The sequence below is a fragment of the Sphingomonas sp. JUb134 genome, assembly GCF_004341505.2.
Taxonomy (GTDB): Bacteria; Pseudomonadota; Alphaproteobacteria; order Sphingomonadales; family Sphingomonadaceae; genus Sphingomonas.
The window spans coordinates 268,771-291,205 of the sequence record NZ_SLYP02000002.1; the positions used below are offsets into that span (position 1 = coordinate 268,771).

Sequence of the window (22,435 nt, forward strand, 5' to 3'; positions counted from 1 at the left end):
GCCTGTCGTCCCCTGAAGAGGAGGACGGAAGATGACCTGCTATGTTGGCCTAGATGTGTCGATGAAGGAGACCGCGATCTGCGTCGTGGACGAAACGGGCGATCGCATATGGGACGGTAAGTCGCGAACGGACCCGGACGCTATTGCGGCCGTGCTGGCGCGGAGGGCCGCAGGAGCCGTGAGGATCGGTATCGAGACGGGCCCGATGACCGTGTGGTTGTGGCACGCATTGACCGAGCGAGAGCTGCCGGTGGTGTGTCTTCATGCCAGGCATGCTGCGGCAGCGCTGAAGCTGCAGATGAACAAGACGGACCGCAACGACGCGTTTGGGTTGGCACGGCTGGTCCGCTCGGGCTGGTACCGGCCGGTCGCTGTTCGCTCGATGGATACGCACCGGTTGCGTGCGCTCCTGATCACGCGAGACCAGCTGGTCGGCATGAGCACCGCGCTCATCAACAAGATACGCGGCCTGGCGAAGACTTTCGGCATTCTGGTCGGACCCGGAAAGGGTGGCACCTTCGAACGTCAGGTCCGGGCAACGCTGCCGGACGATCCGGTGGTCGCCGCACTGTTCGAGAGCCTACTGGCGATGCTGAGCACATTGCGGGAGCAACAGCTTGCCATTGCCAAGCAGCTCGGCCGGGTTGCCCGGCAAAGCGGCGCCTGCCGCTTGATGATGACGATGCCCGGCGTCGGACCGCTGACGGCCGTCAGCTTCATGACCACCATCGAGGATCCTCACCGGTTCCGACGCTCGCAGGATGTCGGCGCCTATCTCGGTCTCACTCCGCGTCGCTACCAGTCGGGCGAGGTCGACATCAACGGCCGCATCTCCAAGTGCGGAGATCGTCTCACCCGCAAGCTGCTGTTCGAAGCGGCCAATGTCATGCTGTCGCGGACCTCGCAGGCGTCGGCGCTGAAGGACTGGGCTGCCGCCATCGGCCGGAGATCGGGCTTCTGGAAGGCGCGCGTTGCGCTGGCCCGCAAGCTGGCGGTGATCCTGCACCGGATGTGGATCGACGGGCGAGGCTTTGACCCAAAGGTGACTGCCATGGCCTGATATCTGCTTTCCGAGCTGCCGCCCCGCCAGGGTGCGGCCACGGCCATCTCGTGACCCGCTTCGTGACCATCTGGAACACGGGAACCACATCGAGAGGCCGGCGATCTGGCGCCATGCTGAGGCTGGACCCGTCCTGACCTCGAAGACGACAACGATGCGCAAAAGAAGATCGACTACGAGCACCTTGGCAAACGGCTTGACCGATTAGACGATAAGCGTGTGGAGCGGATCTGGCGGCGTGAGGGGCTGAAGGTGCCGCAGAAGCAACCTAAACGTGGCCGGCTGTGGTTGAACGACGGCTCGTGCATCCGGCTACGGCCTGAGTATCCGGGGCATGTCTGGGCATACGACTTTGTGGAGGCCCGAACACACGACGGGCGCAAGTTCCGCATTCTAACCATCATCGACGAGGCTAGCCGTGAATGTCTGGCGCTCATCGTTGCGCGCCAGCTCAAGCACGAGGATGTGCTGGCGGCCTTAGCCGAGCTGTTCATCGAGCGGGGGCCGCCCGCGCATATCCGGTCGGACAACGTCCTGGGTCACGAAGGAAAGCGAGATTTGGTCAACAGATCTCTATGCGCCGACATTGAGCGGCGAGGCATGCATTCTGAGCCAGATGGCTTCCACCGTCAACGGGATCGCTCCCTGCCATAGCAAACACAGGATCCAGCGGCGCCGAAGCGGCCGTGGTCCTCACCGTCCTTAGAACGAGATACGCACCCAGGTGGAAGGCCCGAACATTATCTACAGGGTCGCTTTCGCGCCCTCACGGCACTTGCAGAGAGGGGTCCTTCCACCTGGCATCCGACCGTTCAAGGAACGGTCGGTACTCTGTCCCCGTCTTGATGACGGCATGGGCAACGCGCGCCATCTTGGCGGTGAGCGCCGTCATCGCCTTGCGGCGACGATCGGCATCGTCCGCGTGCCCGGCAGTGTATCGTCCGAGCTTGTCGCGGAAACTGTTGTTGCGCTGACGTGCGGCGACCTGGGCAGCCATCCAAAAGGTCCGCCGCAATCGCGCATTACCGTATTTGGACAGCATCGTGCGGCCTCGGAATGTGCCGGACTGCCGGGTCGCAAGATCAAGACCGCAGAACTTCAGGAACTGGCGGTGATGGCTGAAGCGGCGTAGATCGCCTGCCTCGGCGAGAATGGTCAACGCATTGATGGGCCCAATGCCGGGGATCATGCGCAAGAGCTGATAATCGCGGTTTTCGGCCAGCATGGCATGCGCCGTTCGCTCGATCTCGTCGCGCTGTCGGATCAGGTTGCGTGCTTGGGCGATCACCATGCGGAACATAGCGATCGAGACGGAATCCTCGTCGACAGGTAGCGCCACGGAGGCGCAGGCGGTCTCGTAGATATCGTTGATCAGCCGGGCTTTGGACACCTTGCGGCCGACCAAGTCCCATGCTTCGCGGGAGAAAGTCTCCTGGCCGAGCACAGTCATGCTGGCTGGGGTCGGGAATCGTTCGAGCAGAGCAAGGAACCAGTCGGATCGGCTGTTGCCAGCGAAGCGTTCAATCTCCGGGAAATAGAGCGGCAGGTAGTGGGTCAGGATGCGATGCCATGTCTGCGTCTTAGCCTTGGAGATCGCCTCGTGCGTTTTCGACATCTCCTGCAGGTCGTTGATCCCGGCGGCGAGCGGATCGACGTATCGCTGGGTGGCGCCAATCCGCAGCATGTGCAGGATCACTTGCGCATCCTTGGAATCGTTCTTGTCCCAGCCATTGTGCAGAGCCTCGCGCGTTCGAGCCAAGGCAACGGACGAGATCAAGCGCAACTCGAAGCCGGCGGACAGCAGGCGATGCGCCAGCGTGCGATGGTAGTTACCAGTAGCCTCGAAGCCGACGATGATCGGACGCCCGATGTCGCTAAGATCCGTGGCCAAGCGATCATAATCTGCCTTTGTCGCCATCACCGTCATGCGACGTCGGCGTCCGCCTTCTGGACGTTCGATCAGGACCTCCTGGCGGTGTTTGGACATATCGATGGCTACCAGCACGGCGTCGGTGGGATTAGAGCTACGCTTGGTCATGGTCGGTCTGTCTCCAAAGGGTTGAGTCGACAACTTCACTTTAGAGACCTGCGGGCCGATCATGACCGCCTTGATGAAGCCTGCGGGCGCTACGCGCCCTTGCCTTCATCAAGGCGGTGCGCCCCTTCGAGGGGCCGCTTCCCAATGTGCTATGGCAGCGAGTTCATCGCTACCGCGGTTCAGAAATGGCTCGGGCAGGTCGGCGTGACGACGCTCTACATTGCACCAGGCTCGCCTTGGGAGAACGGCTACAACGAGAGCTTCAACGGCTCGCTTCGCGACGAGCTGCTCAATGGCGAGATCTTCTATAGCCTCGTTGAGGCAAAAGTGCTGACCGAGGCGTGGCGACGTCACTACAACACCGTCCGACCGCACAGCAGCCTGGGCTACCGCCCGCCGGCACCAGAAGCGGCCAGACCGCCATTGCCGGCCTCCGGTTCCGCTTCGCTCCACCTACGACCGGCAATGGCGGCGGAGACCACGATGCACTAACTATCTACCCGGACCACCCGGTGGGGGCTGCTCACTGTCGTCAGCGCCGCTATCCGATACTTAGGTATAGTCATCCGACACGATTGCAGAGGCGCCACACGGGCAATCACCTGGTACCATCGCAAGAGAGGAAAATACCCTCGCGGTCGCCAATCAAGGGTGCGTGGACCTTCGCAGTCTGCGTGCCCTTGATTTGGCAGCGCGCCGCCCAGCCACGCGCGTCATGAACGGGAGCGGCCTTCTGCGAAACCCAACGCTCCGCCGCATTTTCTATAAGCTCTCGCTCGAATTGCTGCGCGCCGCCTTTGTCTTCCTGCGACTGGGGTTAAAGGGCGAGGCGCGCCTGCTTGCGCACGCGTCTCAATGGGCGAGGCACACGGCTTCCGGTCGCCGCCGCAGGTGGTGGCACCGGAAAGTGGCATGAGCGTCGTCGCCGCCTTTCTATATCATGAGGGCAAACGGCTACGGCCGGTGACCCTGATCGATTCGGTGTGCGAGCATATCGCCGAGGATGACTTCGTGTGCGTAATCCTCGGCGTCATCGCCGCAGTCTGCATCGGACTCTACATCCGGTTCAAACGCAACCACTGGCTTTGACGTCGCTGACCGCTGTCCACATCGCGCAGGGCTGAGGCCGCCGGGGGTAGGTTGCCACAATTCAATGCTTTCGAAGCGTCTCGGCGCGGTGCCGGTCCAACGCATCGAGCAAAGCCCTGCCGATCAAAGGCTTTGCGAGAACGTGATCGAAGCCCGCCTCGGCGGCCCGCGAGGCCAGCAGCGTGTCGTGAAAGCCTGAGATCATGATGGCGCGTCCCGACCATCCGATCTCGCGAAGGTGACGCAGCATCGCGAATCCGTCGATGTCGGGCATGCGATAGTCGAGGATGACGCAGTCTGCCTCCTTCGCGCGGGGGTCGGCCAACAGCGCGTGGCCGGTCGTATATCCCCACACGGCATAGCCGCGCGATCTCAGCAGCAGCTGGAGGCCACGCCGCACGCCGGGATCGTCGTCGGAGATGAGGATGGTGTATCTGCCATCATGCTGGGTGGAACGGACCGATGGCATTGCGAGAAGCGGACACCCGTGTGACGATTGCACCATCGATCGCATATCGCGCCTCGTCCCGTCGCTACGTAGAGGTCGCAGTCACTTCGGCTTGCGGCCCATGCCCGCGGCAAAGGCGATCCGCAGGGCTTCGGACAGATTGCGGACCTCGAGCTTGGCCATCAGGCTCGCGCGATGGACCTCGACCGTTCGCGATGAACAGCCCAGGTCATAGGCGATCGTCTTGTTGGGCAGGCCGTTGGCCAGCCCTTCGAGCACTTCCCGCTCCCGGGGCGTCAGTGCAGCGACCCGCACCCCTGCTTCGGACGTTTCCAGGGTACGAAGGTCGACATCGTCGAGACGTGCGAACGCGCGGCTGACGGCGCCGAGCAGGGCGGCTTTCTCGAAGGGTTTCTCGAGAAAGTCGACCGCGCCGCCTTTCATGGCCTGCACCGCAACCAACACGTCGCCATGGCCGGTCAGGACGATGACCGGCATGTTGACCCCGCGTGCTGCCATGGCGGCCTGAACCTCGAGACCGTCCATCTCGGGCATGCGCACGTCGAGGATGACGCAGCCGACGGCCGCCGACTTCGCCTCCTTGAGAAACTCCACGCCCGAGGCATAGGTCACGACGTCGTAGCCCGCGGTCTTGAGCGCAAAGCTCGCCGCCTTGCGGATGCTCTCCTCGTCGTCGACCAGATGGATGACGCGTCTATCCCCCATGTTCCTCCTCCGCCCGCGCATGGATCAAGGTAAAATGAAAGCGCGCGCCGCCGCGGTCGGGGCGCTCCATCCAGATACGGCCGCCATGCGCTTCGATGATGGTCCGGCAGATCGAGAGGCCGAGGCCCATGCCGTCAGCCTTTGTCGAGTTGAACGCCGTGAAGAGCTGCTCGCGGACCTCATCGGCGATGCCGGGGCCGGTATCCTCCACGGTCACCTCGATCAGCCCGTCAGGGCGCAACCTGGTCGCCACCTTGAGGTCGCGAACCGGACACTCCGCCATCGCCTCGATGGCATTGCGCATCAGGTTGACCAGCACCTGCTGGATCTGCACCCTGTCGACGAGGACCGGCGTCGCGGCGGGATCGACCGCGAAAAAGCTGCGTATGCCGCGCTCGCGTGCGCCGACCAGCGCGAGCTGGCTCGCCTCGGCGATGACCTGCGGCAGCTCGTGGAGGCTCTTGTCGACCTCGCCGCGGGCGACGAAATCGCGCAGGCGCCGGACGATATGGCCGGCCCGCAGCGTTTCCTGTGCCGCATCATCCATCACCGACCGTAGCGACACGAAGGGTTCGTCGTCCCGCTCGTCGAGCATGTCGCGGATCGTCTCGAGATAGAGCGCGACTGCGGCAAGCGGCTGGTTGAGTTCGTGGGCGAGGGTCGAGGCCATCGTGCCCATCGCGCTCAGCCGGGAGACATGGACCAGCTCCGCCTGCAGTTCCTTGAGCCTGAGCTCATCCTGCTCCTTGGCGGTCAGGTCGCGAATGAAGCCGGTGAACAACCGCTGTCCGTCTTGCCCGGCCTCGCCGACCGACAGCTGCATCGGGAAAGTCGAGCCGTCGCGGCGCTGGCCGACCACGACGCGACCGAGGCCAATGATCCGGCGCTCGCCGGTCTGCAGATAATGCGCGAGATATTCGTCATGCCGGTCGCGATCGGGCTGGGGCATGAGGCAGGAGACGTTGCGGCCGACGAGCTCGGCTTCGCTGTAGCCGAACAGGCGTTGTGCCGCTGCGCTGAACGACGTGATGGCGCCGGTCTCGTCGATGATGATCATCGCATCCGGCACCGTCGCCAGAATCGATTGCAGATGCTGCTCGCGGGTCTCGATCGATGCGCGGACCGCCGCCTCGTCGGTGACATCGCGGCTGATGCAGGCGAAGCCTCGATGTGTGTCGCCTTCGAACAGGGCGCTGATCGTCAGGCGCGCGAGATATTCCGCGCCGTTCTCGCAGACCCGCCACGCTTCGCGCTCCAGCGTGCCCTCGTGAAGGGCGGCCGCCAGGTCTGCGCCTGGACGACGCGCCGCAATCTCGTCAGGCGGGTAGAACAGGTCGTGGGGCTGTCCCAGAACGCGATCGAGCGGCCAGCATTCGGCACGCTCGCCTTCTTCATTATAGCTCAGCACGATCCCGGAAGGATCGAGCAGCGTCAGGACGTGGCCGCCAGCCTGTCGCAGGAACAGCGGCGCAAGCCGCGCTACGTCGCTTGCAATCTCGTCCGCCCCGCGCCTCGTGTCGACCATCGGCCGGCTCACATACCTGGCCGGGCGCACGTATCCGGGCGTAGCCCGACCGTGCCACTCAGCGCCGCGCGAGTATGGCCTTCATCTCGTCGATTTCCTGCCGCTGCGAGCGCTTGATCGATTCGCAAAGCCGGATGACTTCCGGATCGCTGAGCTTTGCTTCCTGGCACATCAGGATCGCCCCGGAATGGTGCGGGATCATCGAGCGCAGAAAGGCCGTGTCGCCGATCGTGGTCTGGGTGCGGATGAGTGCAAAGCTGCCGAAGAAGGCGACCAGCGACGCGGCGATCAGCGCGATGTTGGCGGCCTTCGACGCGAACATGTGCCGCATGGCGAGGATCATCAGCACCACCATCGGCGCGACCATCATCAGCGTCATGTAGAGCATGTTGAGGTTGTTGTAGAAGCTGTCGAGCCCGTCGATCATGACGAACATCACCAGATACATGATGACGCCGCTGATGACGGTCTGAACGGCAAGGCTCCAATAGGCGCCCATCTTCCGGGTGTTCATGTGGGACGAATGGTCCATGGCGTATCTCCTTCGCTCGGCGCCGGCCGACCTGGGTATGAGTGTAACGCCCCGCTCTCTTGTTCGCCCCCGCCATCAGCCGTCCTGATGCTAAAACCAGAAGCGAACGCCGGCGACGAAGCTGGTGGCATGGACGTCCTCGCCCGCAAGCCTCGACAGCCGCGCCGTGTCTCCGGCTTTGCGCAGATAGGAAACGCCGATGTAAGGCGCGAACTGGCGGCTGAATTCGTAGCGCAGGCGCGCGCCGAGCTCTATGTTGACCAGCCCCGAACCGATGTCGTTCTCCGGAATATCCTGTGCGGCGAAATTGACCTCGGCGCGCGGCTGGAGGATCAGGCGCTGGGTGATGCGCTGGTCGTAATAGCCCTCGACCCGGCCCAGAACATCGCCCTTGGTCGAGAGGAACAGCGCGCCTTCGACCTCGAACATGCCAGGAGCCAGGCCCTCGACGCCGATCGTCGCGTAGGTGCGGTCGGGCCCGCGGCCGAAGTCCTGGCGGATACCGCCCTGAAGATTGAAATAGGGGTCGATGGCCCGGCTGTAGAGCACCTGCACCTCGGCGCTGTCGATGCCGCGGCCGAACTCGCCTTCGCCCTCGCTCTTGAGCCAGAGCCGGTTGATGTCGCCGCCGTAAAAGCCTTCGCCATCCCAGCGATAGCCATCGCGGCCGCTATGCGCCTGATACTCGAACAGGTTGAGCAGCACCTGCCCGAAATTGTTGCCGCCGCTATCCTTCATCATGATGTCGCGCGAGCGCGCCATCTCGCCGCCGGGAAAATCACGATCGGCGAAGTGGTCGCTTGGGGGAGGCGGCGGGGGCGCATTGCCGGCCGGAAGCGCCGTGCCGGTCATTTGCATGCCGGGGATGGCGGGCATTCCCGGCATCGTTGTCTGGCCATGCTGCGAATGGTCCATACCCGGCATCTCCGGCATCGCGGGAGACGCGGGTTGCGGCTGACCGGCCGCATCTCCCTGCGGCGCAGGACTGGCCTGGTGCTGCGAATGGTCCATCGCCGAGGTGGCGTCCGGCGCTGGTGTCTGAGCGCGCGGCCTGGCGGCGGCCTTGTCCTTCTTCTTCTCCTGCGCCGGCGCCACTTCGCCCGGCGGCGCCATGCCGGGCATGCCGTGCATCGAATGATCCTGGGCAAAGGCGGGCGCGGCAGCGAAAAGGGCGATCGCGCTCACCAGCGGCGTGAGGATGCGGGTCATTACGCGTCTCCCTTCGGACGGACGCTCACGACCCGCATCATCCCTGCATGCATGTGGTAGAGGAGATGACAGTGGAAGGCCCAGTCGCCGACCGCGTCGGCGGTGAAGTCCCAGGTCACCTTGCCGCCGGGCTGGACGATCACCGTATGCTTGCGCGGCGCATGATCGCCATGCCCCGTCACCAGCTCGAAAAAATGCCCGTGAATATGGATCGGATGCCCCATCATCGTGTCGTTGATGAGATTGACGCGCACCCGCTCGCCTTCGATGAAGGGGATCGGCTCGTGATGGTCCGACATTTTTTCGCCGTCGAACGACCACATGAACCGCTCCATGTTGCCGGTGAGGTGAATGTCGATGCTGCGGCTCGGCGCGCGCACGTCCGGATTGCGATCGAGCGCCATCAGGTCCCTGTAGACAAGCACCTTGTGGCCGACGTCGGCGAGGCCCTGGCCGGGCTCGCCGGTGCGGTCTACGGGCATCGGCGAGATGGTCTGGACGCTCGGGTCGCGCTTCACCTGCGGCGCGTTCGAGAAGTCGCGCATCTTCATCGAGCCCATCGCGTGCCCGCCATGATCCATCCCCGCCATCTGGCCATCGGCGCCCATCGCGCCGTGGTCCATGCCGGCCATCGATCCATGATCCATCCCCGAATGATCCATGCCTGCCATGGCGCTATTGTCCATGGTCGCCATCGCTGCCGCCGCGCCGGTCGCGAGGCGCGCGGACGCGTTCTTCTCGGCCGTCGGATCGACGCCCCGCATAGCGCCGCCCGACATGTCCATGCCTTCCATGCCCGGCATCGAGGACATGTCCATGCCCATGTCCTTCATGTCGGCGAGCGGCCGTTTGCGTAAGGGGGGAACCTCGCCGGCCATGCCGGCGCGCGGCGCGAGCGTGGCACGCGCCATGCCCGAGCGGTCGATCGCCTCGCCGACAAGGGTGTAGGCCTTGTCATCGCCTGGGCTGACAACGACGTCGTAGGTCTCGGCAACACCAATCTGGAACTCGTCGACGGTGACCGGCACCACATTCTGCCCGTCGGCCTGGACGATGGTCAGCGGCAGGCCGGGGATGCGGACGTTGAAGGTGGTCATCGCCGACGCATTGATGACCCGCAGCCGCACCCGTTCGCCCGGGGTGAAGAGCGCGGTCCAGTTGTCCATCGGACCATGGCCGTTGACGAGATAGGTGTAGGTGGATCCGGTCACATCGGAGATGTCGGCCGGGTCCATCCGCATCTGGCCCCAGTCGAGCCGGTCCTTGAGCGGCTGATCCTTGCCCGACAGGAGCCCGGCCAGGGTCTGGCGCTGGAAATTGAAATGGCCGGGGTTGACCTTGAGGCGCCGGAAGATCGCCTGCGGCGAGAGCGCGCTGTGATCGGCGAGCACGATGACATGCTCGCGGTCATAGGCGACCGGATCGGCACCGGCGGGATCGATGATGATCGGGCCGTAATGGCCTTCCTGTTCCTGCAGGCCTGAATGGCTGTGGTACCAGTAGGTGCCGCTTTGCACGACGGAGAACTGGTAGAGGTAGTTCGAGCCCGGCTTGATGCCCGGAAAAGACACGCCCGGCACACCGTCCATATTGGCCGGCAGGATCAGCCCGTGCCAGTGGATCGAGCTGTCCTCCTCCAGCTGATTGATGACGTTGAGCCGCACGCGCTGGCCTTCGCGCAGCCGGATGAGTGGCGCAGGGACCGTGCCGTTGACGCCGATTGCCCGGAACTGGCGACCATCGATGCTCATCGACTGCCGGGCGATCGTCAGCGTGATGTCTTCGCCCGACACGGTCGGCAGCGTCGGCCGCATCCCCGGCGAGATCGTCTGCGCCCAGGCCGGCAGCCAGGCTGACAAGGCGGCGCCGCCACCGGCGAGGGCCGCGCCGCGAAGGAACTGGCGGCGGTCGAGAGCAGAAATCATTCGGTTTGTCTCAGCTTGCGGAAAGAGGGCGGGCCTACTGGAAATACGCAGCCCGCCCGCGTGCCCCTCAAACTTTCTTCAAAATTTCCGCGAGGCGCGCCCGGGCGCGGTAGAGGCGTGTTTCGACCGCCTTCTGGGAGATGCCGAGAATCTCGGCGGTTTCGGCTTCCGATTTCTCATCGATCGTCCGCAAGACGAGCGTGTCCTTGAGCGATGCGGGCAGGGCGGCGATCGCTTTCATGGCCTCTGCCAGCTGCTGCTCGGCGCCGATCGCCTGGTCGGGTAGTGGCGCCTCGTCGACGACATGTTCGGCTTCCCCCAGCGCCAGCGCGTGGGAGAAGAAGTTGCGGACCGCGCGGCGGCGGCGCCAGTCATGGCATTTGTTGATGACGATCCGCGACATCCAGACCGGAAAAGGTCGCGCAGCGTCATAGCGGTTGAGTGCGGCGAAGGCGGCGACGAAGCTCGCCTGGGTCACGTCGAGCGCTTCGTCGCGGTTCCCGACATGGCTGCGCACGAGGCGGTGCACCCAGCCCTGATGCCGGCGGACCAGCTCGCCATAGGCCGCTTGCCGGCCTCCAAGCGCCAGAGCCGCGAGCTCCCCGTCCGAGCAGTCGGGGAGGCACGCGGTCATTTGGACTTGGCCGTCAGCGCTTTCACCACGGCGTCGTCGAACTTGTCCGTCTGATCCGGGCGCAGCACGGCCCGCATCGCGAAGATATGCTCGAGTGTTTCCTTCTGCAGCGCGCCCATCGCCTGGTGCGAGCGATCCACCGCCCCTGCAACCCGAGGACCATAGCCATGCTCCGCCTCGATCGCCTCGGCGAGCCGCGCGTTATCGGCGCGCAGTTCGGCCTCCAGTGCCTGACGCCGGATCGCATAGTTCTTCTCGATCGTCTCGAGACGGCTATGTTGCGCGGTGTCCAGCTTCAGATCGCGATGGAGCAGGTCGTGCAACTCATTTTCGACCGGGCGCACCGGAACCACATAGACGCGGCCGATGACCACACCGGCGATCGCCGCGGCAAAGGTCAGCAGGACGAGGAGCAGGAGCCGGCGGTCGCGCATCATTGTGAACTCAGCAGCGTCGAAGGAGCGAGCGCGAGCCGCGCGTCAAAGGGCGATATCGGCCCGGCTTCGGTCGACCGCACAGGCACGGCCGAGCCGGCAATTCCCAGGAACAAGGCTGCTGCCGCGGCGATACCGAATGTCGTGGCGCTCAGGCGGGGCATGGCCTGGAGCCGGGCGATCTCGGCCATGACGCGGCTGTCCAGCCCGGCAAGCCGGGGATCGAGCGGCGCTTCCCGCAACCGGCTGAGCATGTCGTCGAGGTGGTCCATGATGTTTCTCCGTCTTCACTTCTCAATACGCAGGATGGTCCGGCAACCCTTGTCCGGGAACAAAAAGAAAATTGCGAGGGGTGCAGGTCGCGGCTGCGTATTCTCTCATGTCACTGACAGGAGAATGTCCAAATGCGCTTCTTTTCGCCGCTCGCAGCCATCGCCGCCGTCGGCCTGAGTGTTTCGGCTCCGGCCTACGCCCATCCCAAGCTCGTGTCCTCGACGCCCGCCGCCAACGCCAGCGTCCCGGCGCCGTCGCGTATAACGCTCACCTTCAGTGAAGGTCTGATGCCGAAGCTGTCGGGCGCCGAGATCGTGATGACCGGCATGCCCGGCATGCCCAACCACCGCATGGCGGTAACCGGCTTCAAGACGTCCGTCGAAGGCGACAAGACGCTCGTGCTGACGCTCGCCAAGCCGCTCATGGCGGGCAGCTATCAGGTCGCCTGGCACGTCGTCTCGACCGACACGCACCGCATCCAGGGCAATCTCGCCTTTACCGTCAAGTGACGCCATGAACGACGTGGCACTCGTCGCCGTCCGCTGGGCGCTCTACGTCGATCTCGGCCTGTTGTTCGGCCTGCCGCTGTTCGCGCTCTATGCGCCCGGCGGCGGCCGGATGGTACAGCGGCATCTGCCGATGGTAGCAATGGTGGCCGGTCTCGCCTGTCTCGCCCTCCTGCTGTCGGCGCTGGGGTTCGCGTTGCAGGCAGCGGCCATGACCGGGCTGCCGCTCACCCAGCCTGATCTTTCCATGGTCGCAGAGCTGTTCAACGGCACGTCCATGGGAACGGCGCTGAAGGCGCGCCTCGTCGCGCTCCTCGTTCTTCTGCTCTCCATCCCCTTCTATCGCCGGCAATCCCGTCCTGCCTTCATCGCCTCCACTCTGGCAGGCGCGGTCGCACTCGCGACCCTCGCCTGGAGTGGGCATGGCGCGGCTGGCGAAGGCGAGGCGGGCTGGCTGCAACTGGGGGCCGATCTCATCCATCTGCTCGCCGCCGGCGCCTGGGTCGGCGCGCTTGCCGCATTCCTCGCGCTGGTACTTCCCAGGCTCGCAACCGACGATCTCGCCGCTCAAGACATGGACCGGGTCACGCTCGCCGAGGAAGCGTTGCGGGGCTTCTCCCTCGTCGGCACGATCATCGTCGCCCTGCTGATCCTGACCGGGACGGTGAACGGCTGGTTCCTCGTCGGTCCGGGCAACATCGCCTCGCTCGGGCAGTCGACCTACGGCCTGCTGCTCATCGCCAAGCTGCTGCTGTTCGCCGGCATGCTGGGCCTGGCCGCGCTCAACCGTTATCGCCTGACCCCGGCACTTGCGCAGGCGATCGAGGAAGAGGACGCGCCACGGGCGCAGGCGCTGCTGCGCGCGAGCCTCGTCGTCGAAGGCGGTCTTGCGATCGTCATTCTCGGGCTCGTCGCCTGGCTGGGGACACTATCGCCGCCCATGTCGATGTAGCTTATCGTTTCGGACGCCTCGCGTTGGGAGAAGCCAATGCAATCCTACACCCCGCCGCTCGGGACCGGATCGACGAAAGACTATGATCGCGCGATCCGCCTGTGGACGCGGGAGAAGCGGTGGCGTGCCGCCATGCTCGCCGCCCTGGCGCCCAAAGCCGGTGAGACGGTCGTCGACGTCGGCTGTGGCACCGGCAGCTTCGCGCTGATGCTCAAGCAAGCCGAGCCCAGGACGCAGGTGATCGGTCTCGATCCCGATGCCGAGGCGCTCGACATCGCGCGGCACAAGGCCGCTGTGCGGCGGGCCGATATCGACTGGCGTCAGGGATTTGCCAGGGACGTGGCCCCGGGTACCGCCGACGCTGTCGTGTCGAGTCTCGTGCTGCATCAGATGCCGGTCAGGGAGAAGGCGGCAACCCTGCGCGCCATGTTCGCCATGCTGCGCCCGGGTGGGCGCCTGGTGATCGCCGATTATGGCCGCCAGCAGGGTTTCATGCGGCTTGCCTTCCGCCTGACCGTGCAGCGGCTCGATGGCATCGATGATACCCGGCCCAATGCCGACGGCGTGCTCCCCGGCCTGATCGCGGCGGCCGGCTTCAGGCATGTGGCCGAGACGTTTCGGCTTTTGACCATCACCGGCGCGATCGACTTGTTTACGGCGCATCGACCGGCGCAGGACCACGGCCTTACGGTTGCCAATGACCTTGGCTGATGGCGGCCAGGCGAACGGGCCCGCCGATTTGTCCGCTTAGGCGATTACGTATTGACCCTGACACGGTGTCAGACCCTAGATCGTCAGGCGTCGAAAGGAGCAAGGCGATGAACGAGACACATGGAGCGGCGCATGGCGGCGGTTGCTGCGGCGGCCACAGCGCCGCGAAAGCGGCGACCGGCGTCAAGGACCCGGTCTGCGGCATGACCGTCGACCCGGCGACCACGGCGCATCAAGCCGAGCATGGCGGTGAACGCTATCATTTCTGTAGCGCGGGCTGCCGGACCAAATTCATCGCCGATCCCGAGCGCTATCTCGGCCCGCCAGCGCCGCCGGTCGCGGCGCCCGAAGGCACGATCTGGACCTGCCCGATGCATCCAGAGATCCGGCAGGACCATCCCGGATCCTGTCCGATCTGCGGCATGGCGCTCGAGCCCGCGACCGTGACTGCCGACAGCGGCCCCAGCCATGAGCTGGTCGATTTCACACGGCGCTTCCGGGTCGGCCTGATGCTGGCCCTCCCGGTGCTGATCCTCGAGATGGGCGCGCATCTCTTTCCCGCGATCCATCGCCTCGTGCCGATGTCGATCTCGGTATGGATCCAGTTCGTGCTGGCGACACCCGTCGTGCTCTGGGCGGGCTGGCCCTTCTTCGAGCGTGGCTGGGCCTCGCTCAAGACCCGCAACCTCAACATGTTCACCCTGATCGCGATGGGGACCGGGGTCGCCTGGATCTACAGCGTCGTCGCGACGCTCGCGCCCCAGCTGTTCCCGCCCGCCTTCCGCGGAGAGGACGGCATGGTTGCCGTCTATTTCGAGGCGGCCGCGGTGATCACTGTCCTCGTGCTGCTCGGCCAGATGCTCGAACTGCGCGCGCGCGAGCGGACCTCGGGCGCGATCAAGGCGCTGCTTAACCTTGCGCCAAAGACCGCGCGCCGGATCGGTTCCGATGGCAGTGAAGAGGAAATCAGCCTCGATCTCGTTGCGGTCGGCGACCGCCTGCGTGTGCGTCCCGGCGAGAAGGTGCCGGTCGATGGCGTGGTCGAGGACGGCCGTTCCTCGCTCGACGAGTCGATGGTCACCGGTGAGTCCATGCCCGTCACCAAGGCCAAGGCCGACACGGTGATCGGCGGCACGCTCAACCAGACCGGCGCGCTCGTTATCGTCGCCGACAAGGTTGGCCGGGACACCATGCTGGCGCGCATCGTCCAGATGGTCGCCGAGGCGCAGCGCTCGCGCGCGCCGATCCAGCGCATGGCCGATCAGGTGTCGGGCTGGTTCGTGCCCGTGGTCATCGCGGTCGCGGTGGTCGCGTTCATCGCCTGGGGCATCTGGGGCCCCGAGCCGCGCTTCGCCTACGGGCTGGTTGCGGCGGTCGCCGTGCTGATCATCGCCTGTCCCTGCGCACTGGGTCTCGCCACGCCGATGTCGATCATGGTCGGGGTTGGCCGCGGCGCCGGGCTCGGCGTCCTCATCAAGAATGCCGAAGCGCTCGAGCATATGGAAAAAGTCGACACGCTCGTCGTCGACAAGACCGGCACGCTGACCGAAGGCCGGCCTGCCGTCACCCAGATCGTGCCGGCGCCCGGCTTCGACGAAGCCGAACTGCTGCGGCTTGCCGCCTCGGTCGAGCGGGCCTCCGAGCATCCGCTCGCGCTGGCGATCGTCGAGGCCGCCAAGGATCGCGGCATCCCCACGAGCGACGTCACCGACTTCGATTCCCCCACCGGACGCGGCGCGCTCGGCACCGTCGACGGCCGCCGGATCGTGCTCGGTAATGCGCGGTTCCTCTCGGAAGAGGGCATAGCAACCGACGCGCTGGCGGAGCAGGCCGACGCCCTGCGCCGGGATGGCGCCACCGCGATCTTCATCGGCGTCGACGGCACCGTCGGCGGCGCCTTTGCAATCGCCGATCCCGTGAAGCAGACGACGCCGGAGGCCCTGGCCGCACTCAAGGCCGAAGGCATTCGCGTGGTGATGTTGACCGGCGACAACCGCACCACAGCAGAGGCGGTGGCAAGGCGGCTCGGCATTGACGATGTCGAAGCCGAGGTACTGCCCGACCAGAAGAGTGCCGTCGTCGCGCGGTTGAAGAGCGAGGGGCGCGTGGTGGCGATGGCCGGCGACGGGGTCAACGACGCCCCCGCACTGGCTGCCGCCGATGTCGGTATTGCCATGGGCTCGGGCACCGACGTCGCGATCGAGAGCGCGGGCGTGACGCTGCTCAAGGGCGATCTCATGGGCATCGTGCGGGCACGGCGGCTGAGCCAGGCGACCATGTCCAACATCCGCCAGAACCTGGTCTTCGCCTTCATCTACAATGTCGCCGGGGTGCCGGTGGCGGCGGGCGCGCTCTATCCGCTGTTCGGCATCCTGCTCTCGCCGATCATCGCGGCCGCCGCCATGGCGCTCTCCTCGGTCAGCGTGGTCACCAACGCGCTGCGCCTCAACCGGAAAGCGCTGTGAACATCGGGGAGGCGTCGAAGCAAAGCGGGGTCTCGGAGCGGATGATCCGCCATTATGAGAAGATCGGCCTCATCCCGGCGCCGCCGCGCCGGGGAGCGGGTTATCGCGACTATGGCGAGAGTGACCTCCATCGCCTGCGGTTCATCGCCAATGCCCGCGATCTCGGTTTTCCGATCGAGGAGATCCGGACCCTGCTCGGCCTGTGGGCCGACACGGGCCGCAGCAGCGCCGATGTAAAGCGGGTCGCGTTGGCGCGGGCGGAGGAATTGCAGCGCAAGGCCGAAGCGCTGACGACCCTGCGCGAGACCCTCGTCGATCTCGCCGAGCGCTGTCATGGCGACGAGCGGCCAGATTGTCCCATCATCGCCGAACTGAGTCTCGACAGAAAATGTTAGCGCCGGCCGCCTCTCGGACCAGACCCGCTCTGGCGGCCGGGGTGCTGATCGCACTTGGCATTCTCACGACGGGCCTCGCGATATATTTCCTCGCAGTCCGCCCGCCACTGCTGGCGGAGGATCTTCGCCATATCGGCGGCAACCCGCAGACCCTTTCGCCGGTATTGCGGGACTGGTTCGGCGGGATAGCTGGCTCGCCCGTGCGACCGCACTGAGCCTCCTGATCGTATTTGGCCGCTTTTCATACAGCAATGTCGTGCTGAGCTCTGACTTCTGGGGCTGGCATATGCGAGGCAATCCCTCCGTAGGACTACGGAGTGCGCAGAGGCTTCCTGCGCTTCAGGGCTTGTTGCACCGCAGCAGGAGCGAAAATGTGCAGAGTCGAAGCAATATCCCTGACCCGTTGGACGGTCTGGCCACGACGCTGGATCGGTCGAGCTTCGCCGCCATCGCGCAGCTGACTTCAGGCCAGTCGCCCGCCACTTTGGCGCAGTCTTTTTCCGACTGGTGGACGCACATTCTCTGCTCGCCAGGCAGGCAGCTGCAGCTCGCCGCCAAGGGCGGGCGCAAGCTGATGCGGCTCGCCGACTATGCCATGCGCAGCGCATCCGGCAGCGATCCCGAGCCGGCGATCGATCCGCTGCCCCAGGATCGGCGCTTCGCCGACGCAGCCTGGAAGCGCTATCCGTTCGACCTGATCGAGCAGGCCTTCCTGCTCCAGCAGCAATGGTGGCATGCCGCGACGACCGGCGTGAGCGGCGTCACCGGGCACCACGAAGCGATCGTCGAGTTCGCGACCCGCCAGATGCTCGACATGGTGTCCCCGACCAATTTCATCCCGACCAACCCCGTGCTCCAGCAGCGCATCCTCGAAACCGGAGGACAATGCCTTGTCGAGGGTGCGCGATTTTTTTGCGACGACCTGGAACGCCTGGTACGCGGGGAGCCCGCAGCGGGCACGGAGGCCTATCGGGTCGGCGAGAAGGTCGCAGCCACGGCTGGCAAGGTCGTGTTTCGCAACAGGGTCATGGAACTGATCCAATATGCGCCCGCAACCGAGACGGTGCGTCCGGAGCCGATACTGATCGTGCCGGCATGGATCATGAAATATTACATCCTCGACCTCTCCCCGGAAAATTCGCTCATCCGCTGGCTGGTAGGGCAGGGCTACACCGTGTTCTGCATCTCCTGGCACAATCCCGACAGCGCCGACCGCGATCTCGACATGGAGGATTATCGCCTGCTTGGGCCGATGGCCGCCGTGGATGTCATCCAGGCGATTACCGGCACCGAGAAGATCCACGCGGCCGGCTATTGTATCGGCGGCACGCTGCTCGCCATCACCGCGGCCGCGATGGCGCGCGATGAAGATAAGCGTCTGGCGAGCGTCACGCTGTTCGCCGCCCAGACCGAGTTTAGCGAGCCGGGCGAACTTGGCCTGTTCATCGACGAGGCGGAAATCAACCTGATCGATGCGATGATGTGGGCGCGCGGCTTTCTCGACAGCAGTCAGATGGGCGGCGCCTTCCAGATGCTGCGATCCAACGATCTGGTCTGGTCGCGCATCCTCTCGACTTATCTCATGGGCGAGCGCGAGCCGATGACCGACCTCATTGCATGGAATGCCGACGGCACCCGCATGCCCTATGCCATGCACGCGCAATATCTGCGGCGCTTGTTCCTCGACAATGACTTGGCCGAAGGGCGCTACGAGGCCGGCGGCCACCCGGTCTCGCTCTCGGGGCTGCGCATGCCGATCTTCATGGTGGGCACGGAAACCGACCACGTCGCGCCGTGGCGCTCGACCCACAAGCTCCACATGCTGACGGGCGCGGAGATCCGCTTCGTGCTGACGAGCGGTGGCCACAATGCCGGGATCGTCTCCGAGCCCGGGCATCCTCATCGCCACTTTCGCGTCGCGACACGGATGCAGGATGGCCCGGCGCCAGGTCCCGATACCTGGCTGGAGCGGGCCGAGCTGCGCGAAGGGTCGTGGTGGCCGGAATGGAGTTCATGGCTTGGATCGCACTCGGGCAAGGCGGCCGCCCCACCGTCGATGGGCGCGCCCGAACGGAACTATCCGCCGCTCGGTGATGCCCCCGGGCGCTACGTGCTGGAGCGCTGAGCCATGGCCACCGCCAACCTCATCGAGAACCGCACGTTCGACGAGATCGCCGTCGGCGACACGGCCAGCCTCACCCGCACGCTGACCGCCGACGACATCCAGCTCTTCGCGGCGGTGTCAGGCGACGTGAATCCGGCGCATCTCGACCCTGTCTATGCCGAAACGGACATGTTCCACAGGGTCATCGCTCATGGCATGTGGGGCGCGGGGCTCATCTCGGCGATCCTGGGAACCGAGCTGCCAGGGCCCGGTGCGATCTATCTCGGCCAATCGCTTCGCTTCACCCGCCCGGTGGGCGTCGGCGACACCATCACGGCCTGCGTCACCGTCGCGCAGAAGCGCGCCGAGCATCATGTCATCGTTCTCGACTGCGCCTGCGTGAACCAAAAGGGCGAGACCGTCATCAGCGGCCAGGCCGAGGTCAAGGCGCCCACCGAGAAAGTCAGCCGGCCCCGCATGCCGCTTCCCGACGTGCGGATCGCCAGCCACGACCGCTTCCGCCAGTTGATGGAGCGCGCCAAGGACGGATCCGCGTGCGTCACGGCCGTGGTCCATCCGTGCAGCGCCGACGCCATGCGCGCGGTGGCTGAGGCCGCCGACGCCGGCATCGTCGTTCCAATTCTCATCGGACCTGCGGCGCGTATGACGAATGCGGCGAAGGACGCCGGTGTCGATATTGCCGCCTTCCGGGTGATCGGGGTCCCGCACAGCCACGCCGCCGCCGCCGAAGCCGTCGCGCGCGTACGGGCCGGCGAAGCCGCGCTGCTGATGAAGGGTTCGCTTCATACCGACGAGCTCATGGGCGCGGTCGTATCGTCCGACATGGGCCTTCGGACCGAACGCAGGATCAGCCACGCCTATGTGATGGATGTGCCCGGCTATCCGCGCCCGCTCATCATCACCGACGCCGCGATTAACATCGAGCCGACGCTTGAGGACAAGGCCGACATCGCGCGCAACGCGATCGACCTTGCCCATGTGATCGGGATCGAACAACCCAGGGTCGCGATCCTCGCCGCCGTCGAGACGGTCAATCCAAGGATGCGCACCACATTGGATGCCGCGGCGCTCTGCAAGATGGCGGACCGGGGCCAGATCGAAGGCGCGCTGCTCGATGGACCGCTCGCCCTCGATAATGCGATCAGCGAGGCGGCCGTGCGCGACAAAAGTATCGTCTCGCCGGTCGCCGGCCGGGCGGACATCCTGCTGGTGCCCAATCTGGAGGCCGGCAACATGCTCGCAAAGCAGCTGACCTTCCTGGGCGGCGCCGATGCCGCAGGCGTGGTGCTCGGCGGGCGCGTTCCGATCATCCTCACCAGCCGGGCAGACAGCGTGCGCACGCGCCTCGCCTCCTGCGCGCTCGCGGTGCTGCTGGCGCGGGCTGCAACCAAGGCGTCTCCCGGCGTTGCGGGACAGCGCCGCGATGGCTGAAATCCTGTGCCTCAACGCCGGTTCGTCGAGCCTTAAGTTCGCGCTCTACGCCGAGCCGGGCACTGATGAGCCCTCTTTGCTGGCGAGCGGCAAGATCGAGAATATCGGCCTTGAGCCGCACCTGATCGCGCGCGATGCGAAGGGGGATGTCCTTGCCGACCGGCGCTGGACGAAAGACGTCACGATCACGCATGAGACGCTGCTCAAGGATTTGCTGCGGGAGATCGAAGCTTCGGTCGGCGAGGATCTGATCGCGGTAGGACATCGGATCGTTCATGGGGGCGCCGACTATTCAGCGCCGGCGCGGGTCGACGCGCCACTCCTCGCCGCACTCGAGGCGCTTTGCCCACTGGCGCCATTGCATCAGCCCCATAATCTCGCCGCGGTCCGCGCCGTCTCCAGGCTGCGCCCCGCTCTGCTGCAAGTCGCCTGCTTCGACACCGGCTTCCATCATGGCCAGCCCCCGGTTGCGACGCGCCTCGCGCTGCCGCGCGCGCTTGGCGAAGAGGGCATGCGGCGCTACGGCTTTCACGGCATCTCCTACGAATATATCGCGCGGCAGCTGCGTTTGATCGATCCCGATACAGGCGGTGGCCGCACGATCGCCGCGCATCTCGGCAACGGGGCCAGCCTCTGTGCGATGGACGGGGGGCGCAGCATCGACACGACGATGGGGTTCACCGCACTCGACGGATTGGTGATGGGCACGCGGTGCGGAGCGCTCGACCCGGGCGCGGCGCTCTATCTTCTCCAGCAGAGGGGCATGACGGCGCGCGAAGTCGAGCATCTCCTCTACAGTGAGTCCGGCCTTTTGGGCGTGTCCGGCACATCGAGCGACATGCGCGCGCTTCTCGGCAGCGAAACGCCCGCCGCTGGGGAAGCGATCGACCTCTTCGTCTGGCAGATCGCGCGCCAGGCTGGCGCCCTCGCATCCTCGCTCGGGGGGCTCGATAGCTTCGTGTTTACCGCCGGGATCGGCGAGAATGCGCCTGAAATCCGCGCCCGCGTCGCCGATCGGCTCCGCTGGCTCGGCGTGGCGCTCGACACGGACGCGAATCTCCGCGGAGCGTCGGTCATCAGCGCGCCGTTCAGCCGTGTCACGGTGCGCATCATCCCGACCGACGAGGAGTGGATGATCGCCATCCACACCGCCGATCTTCTGCGTGAGGAGCCGAAACCATGAAACCTCTCGTCGATCTTACTGGCAAGCGCGGCCTGGTGATCGGCATCGCCAACGCGCAGAGCATCGCGGCGGGCTGCGCCCAGGCCTTCCACGACTGTGGCGCGAGACTGGCGGCGACCTATCTCAACGGAAAGGCCGAGCCGCTCGTGGCGCCCGTCGCGGAGACCCTGGGAGTCGAATGGCTCGCCGCGTGCGATGTCCGGGTGCCGGGCGAACTGGAGGCCCTGTTCGAGCGGGTGAAGTCCGAATAAGGCGGCCTCGATTTCCTGCTTCATTCGATCGCTTTCGCGCCGAACGAGGATTTGCACGGCCGCGTCGTCGACAGCTCGGCCGAAGGCCTCGCGCTGGCGATGGACGTCTCGTGCCACAGCTTCCTGCGCATGGCGCGTCTCGCCGAGCCGCTGATGTCGGATGGCGGCTGCCTGCTGTGCGTCACCTTCTACGGGTCGGAGCGGGTGGTCGAGCACTACAACCTGATGGGGCCGGTCAAAGCGGCCCTCGAAAGCGCGACCCGCTATGTCGCGGCTGAGCTTGGCCCCAAGGGCATTCGCGCCCATGCGATCTCGCCAGGCCCGATCGCGACCCGCGCTGCCAGCGGCATCGACCGCTTCGACGAGCTGCTCGAACGGGCCGCGGCGACGGTCCCGCAGCACCAGCTCGTGACCATCGAGGATGTCGGAGGGCTCGCCGCCTTCCTGGTGAGCGATGCCGGCCGCCATATCACCGGCACGATCATTCCGGTCGATGGCGGTCAGCACCTGCTCGGCTAGGGCG

The 22,435-nt window shown here is 65.6% G+C and carries 19 protein-coding genes and 4 pseudogenes; 13 read left to right on the forward strand and 10 right to left on the reverse strand.

Annotation, left to right across the window (positions count from 1 at the left end; all coding sequences use genetic code 11):
- Positions 1-31: 31 nt before the first annotated feature.
- Positions 32-1,060: an IS110 family transposase gene (locus EDF69_RS17550; RefSeq protein ID WP_204991311.1), complete on the forward strand. Its 1,029-nt coding sequence runs from the start codon at positions 32-34 to the stop codon at positions 1,058-1,060.
- A 204-nt stretch (positions 1,061-1,264) separates the two neighbouring features.
- Positions 1,265-1,591: pseudogene (locus EDF69_RS17555) on the forward strand (DDE-type integrase/transposase/recombinase); the annotation flags it as partial.
- Between the two features lie 213 nt (positions 1,592-1,804).
- On the opposite strand, the pseudogene EDF69_RS17560 reads toward EDF69_RS17555, so the two are convergent.
- A pseudogene (locus EDF69_RS17560) lies at positions 1,805-3,098 on the reverse strand (IS110 family transposase).
- Between the two features lie 153 nt (positions 3,099-3,251).
- On the opposite strand from EDF69_RS17560, the pseudogene EDF69_RS17565 reads away from it, so the two are divergent.
- Both EDF69_RS17565 and EDF69_RS19715 read left to right on the forward strand, forming a co-directional pair.
- A pseudogene (locus EDF69_RS17565) lies at positions 3,252-3,590 on the forward strand (integrase core domain-containing protein); the annotation flags it as partial.
- A 363-nt stretch (positions 3,591-3,953) separates the two neighbouring features.
- Positions 3,954-4,187, forward strand: coding sequence for a hypothetical protein (locus tag EDF69_RS19715; RefSeq protein ID WP_239556201.1), 234 nt, complete (start codon positions 3,954-3,956; stop codon positions 4,185-4,187).
- A gap of 61 nt (positions 4,188-4,248) precedes the next feature.
- On the opposite strand, the gene EDF69_RS17575 is transcribed toward EDF69_RS19715, so the two are convergent.
- The 9 genes from EDF69_RS17575 to EDF69_RS17615 all read right to left on the reverse strand — a co-directional run bounded on the left by EDF69_RS17575 (position 4,249) and on the right by EDF69_RS17615 (position 11,892).
- A complete protein-coding gene (locus tag EDF69_RS17575; RefSeq protein WP_132884337.1) occupies positions 4,249-4,656 on the reverse strand; it encodes a response regulator in 408 nt (135 codons plus the stop codon).
- An 81-nt stretch (positions 4,657-4,737) separates the two neighbouring features.
- Positions 4,738-5,361: a response regulator transcription factor gene (locus EDF69_RS17580; RefSeq protein WP_132884338.1), complete on the reverse strand. Its 624-nt coding sequence runs from the start codon at positions 5,359-5,361 to the stop codon at positions 4,738-4,740.
- A complete protein-coding gene (locus tag EDF69_RS17585) occupies positions 5,351-6,886 on the reverse strand; it encodes a sensor histidine kinase (protein WP_132884339.1) in 1,536 nt (511 codons plus the stop codon). Before EDF69_RS17585 ends, EDF69_RS17580 begins: the two co-directional genes overlap by 11 nt.
- A gap of 58 nt (positions 6,887-6,944) precedes the next feature.
- A complete protein-coding gene (locus EDF69_RS17590; RefSeq protein WP_013039091.1) occupies positions 6,945-7,418 on the reverse strand; it encodes a DUF305 domain-containing protein in 474 nt (157 codons plus the stop codon).
- Positions 7,419-7,508: 90 nt separating this feature from the next.
- Positions 7,509-8,627, reverse strand: coding sequence for a copper resistance protein B (locus EDF69_RS17595; RefSeq protein ID WP_132884340.1), 1,119 nt, complete (start codon positions 8,625-8,627; stop codon positions 7,509-7,511).
- Positions 8,627-10,552, reverse strand: a complete 1,926-nt coding sequence (locus tag EDF69_RS17600) for a copper resistance system multicopper oxidase (protein WP_030541626.1) — start codon at positions 10,550-10,552, stop codon at positions 8,627-8,629. Before EDF69_RS17600 ends, EDF69_RS17595 begins: the two co-directional genes overlap by 1 nt.
- A 67-nt stretch (positions 10,553-10,619) precedes the next feature.
- On the reverse strand, positions 10,620-11,186 hold the full coding sequence (locus EDF69_RS17605) for an RNA polymerase sigma factor (RefSeq protein ID WP_030541625.1): 567 nt from the start codon (positions 11,184-11,186) through the stop codon (positions 10,620-10,622).
- Entirely contained in the window at positions 11,183-11,620 is a 438-nt protein-coding gene (locus EDF69_RS17610; protein ID WP_025550099.1) for a periplasmic heavy metal sensor, read from the reverse strand. The genes EDF69_RS17605 and EDF69_RS17610 overlap by 4 nt, the downstream gene beginning before the upstream one ends.
- Entirely contained in the window at positions 11,620-11,892 is a 273-nt protein-coding gene (locus EDF69_RS17615) for a hypothetical protein (protein WP_007406394.1), read from the reverse strand. Before EDF69_RS17615 ends, EDF69_RS17610 begins: the two co-directional genes overlap by 1 nt.
- 132 nt (positions 11,893-12,024) lie before the next feature.
- Between EDF69_RS17615 and copC the strand changes: the two genes are divergently transcribed.
- The 9 genes and pseudogenes from copC to fabI all read left to right on the forward strand — a co-directional run bounded on the left by copC (position 12,025) and on the right by fabI (position 22,431).
- Entirely contained in the window at positions 12,025-12,402 is a 378-nt protein-coding gene (copC, locus tag EDF69_RS17620; RefSeq protein WP_007406420.1) for a copper homeostasis periplasmic binding protein CopC, read from the forward strand.
- A gap of 4 nt (positions 12,403-12,406) precedes the next feature.
- Positions 12,407-13,351 carry a copper homeostasis membrane protein CopD gene (gene copD, locus EDF69_RS17625; protein ID WP_007406374.1) on the forward strand — a complete coding sequence of 315 codons (945 nt, stop codon included), beginning with the start codon at positions 12,407-12,409 and terminating at the stop codon, positions 13,349-13,351.
- A gap of 36 nt (positions 13,352-13,387) precedes the next feature.
- Complete coding sequence (locus EDF69_RS17630; RefSeq protein ID WP_017501308.1) at positions 13,388-14,062, forward strand: class I SAM-dependent methyltransferase; 675 nt, start codon at positions 13,388-13,390, stop codon at positions 14,060-14,062.
- 107 nt (positions 14,063-14,169) lie between these two features.
- Positions 14,170-16,527: a heavy metal translocating P-type ATPase gene (locus tag EDF69_RS17635; protein WP_004206948.1), complete on the forward strand. Its 2,358-nt coding sequence runs from the start codon at positions 14,170-14,172 to the stop codon at positions 16,525-16,527.
- Positions 16,524-16,922 (forward strand): Cu(I)-responsive transcriptional regulator, encoded by a 399-nt coding sequence (gene cueR / locus EDF69_RS17640; RefSeq protein ID WP_007406402.1) that lies wholly within the window; start codon positions 16,524-16,526, stop codon positions 16,920-16,922. Before EDF69_RS17635 ends, cueR begins: the two co-directional genes overlap by 4 nt.
- 403 nt (positions 16,923-17,325) lie before the next feature.
- Entirely contained in the window at positions 17,326-19,047 is a 1,722-nt protein-coding gene (locus tag EDF69_RS17645; protein WP_132884348.1) for a PHA/PHB synthase family protein, read from the forward strand.
- A 3-nt stretch (positions 19,048-19,050) separates the two neighbouring features.
- Positions 19,051-20,478, forward strand: coding sequence for a bifunctional enoyl-CoA hydratase/phosphate acetyltransferase (locus tag EDF69_RS17650; RefSeq protein WP_030541622.1), 1,428 nt, complete (start codon positions 19,051-19,053; stop codon positions 20,476-20,478).
- On the forward strand, positions 20,471-21,661 hold the full coding sequence (locus tag EDF69_RS17655) for an acetate/propionate family kinase (RefSeq protein WP_132884341.1): 1,191 nt from the start codon (positions 20,471-20,473) through the stop codon (positions 21,659-21,661). The genes EDF69_RS17650 and EDF69_RS17655 overlap by 8 nt, the downstream gene beginning before the upstream one ends.
- Positions 21,658-22,431, forward strand: a pseudogene (fabI, locus tag EDF69_RS17660) (enoyl-ACP reductase FabI). Before EDF69_RS17655 ends, fabI begins: the two are co-directional and overlap by 4 nt.
- Positions 22,432-22,435 lie beyond the last annotated feature (4 nt).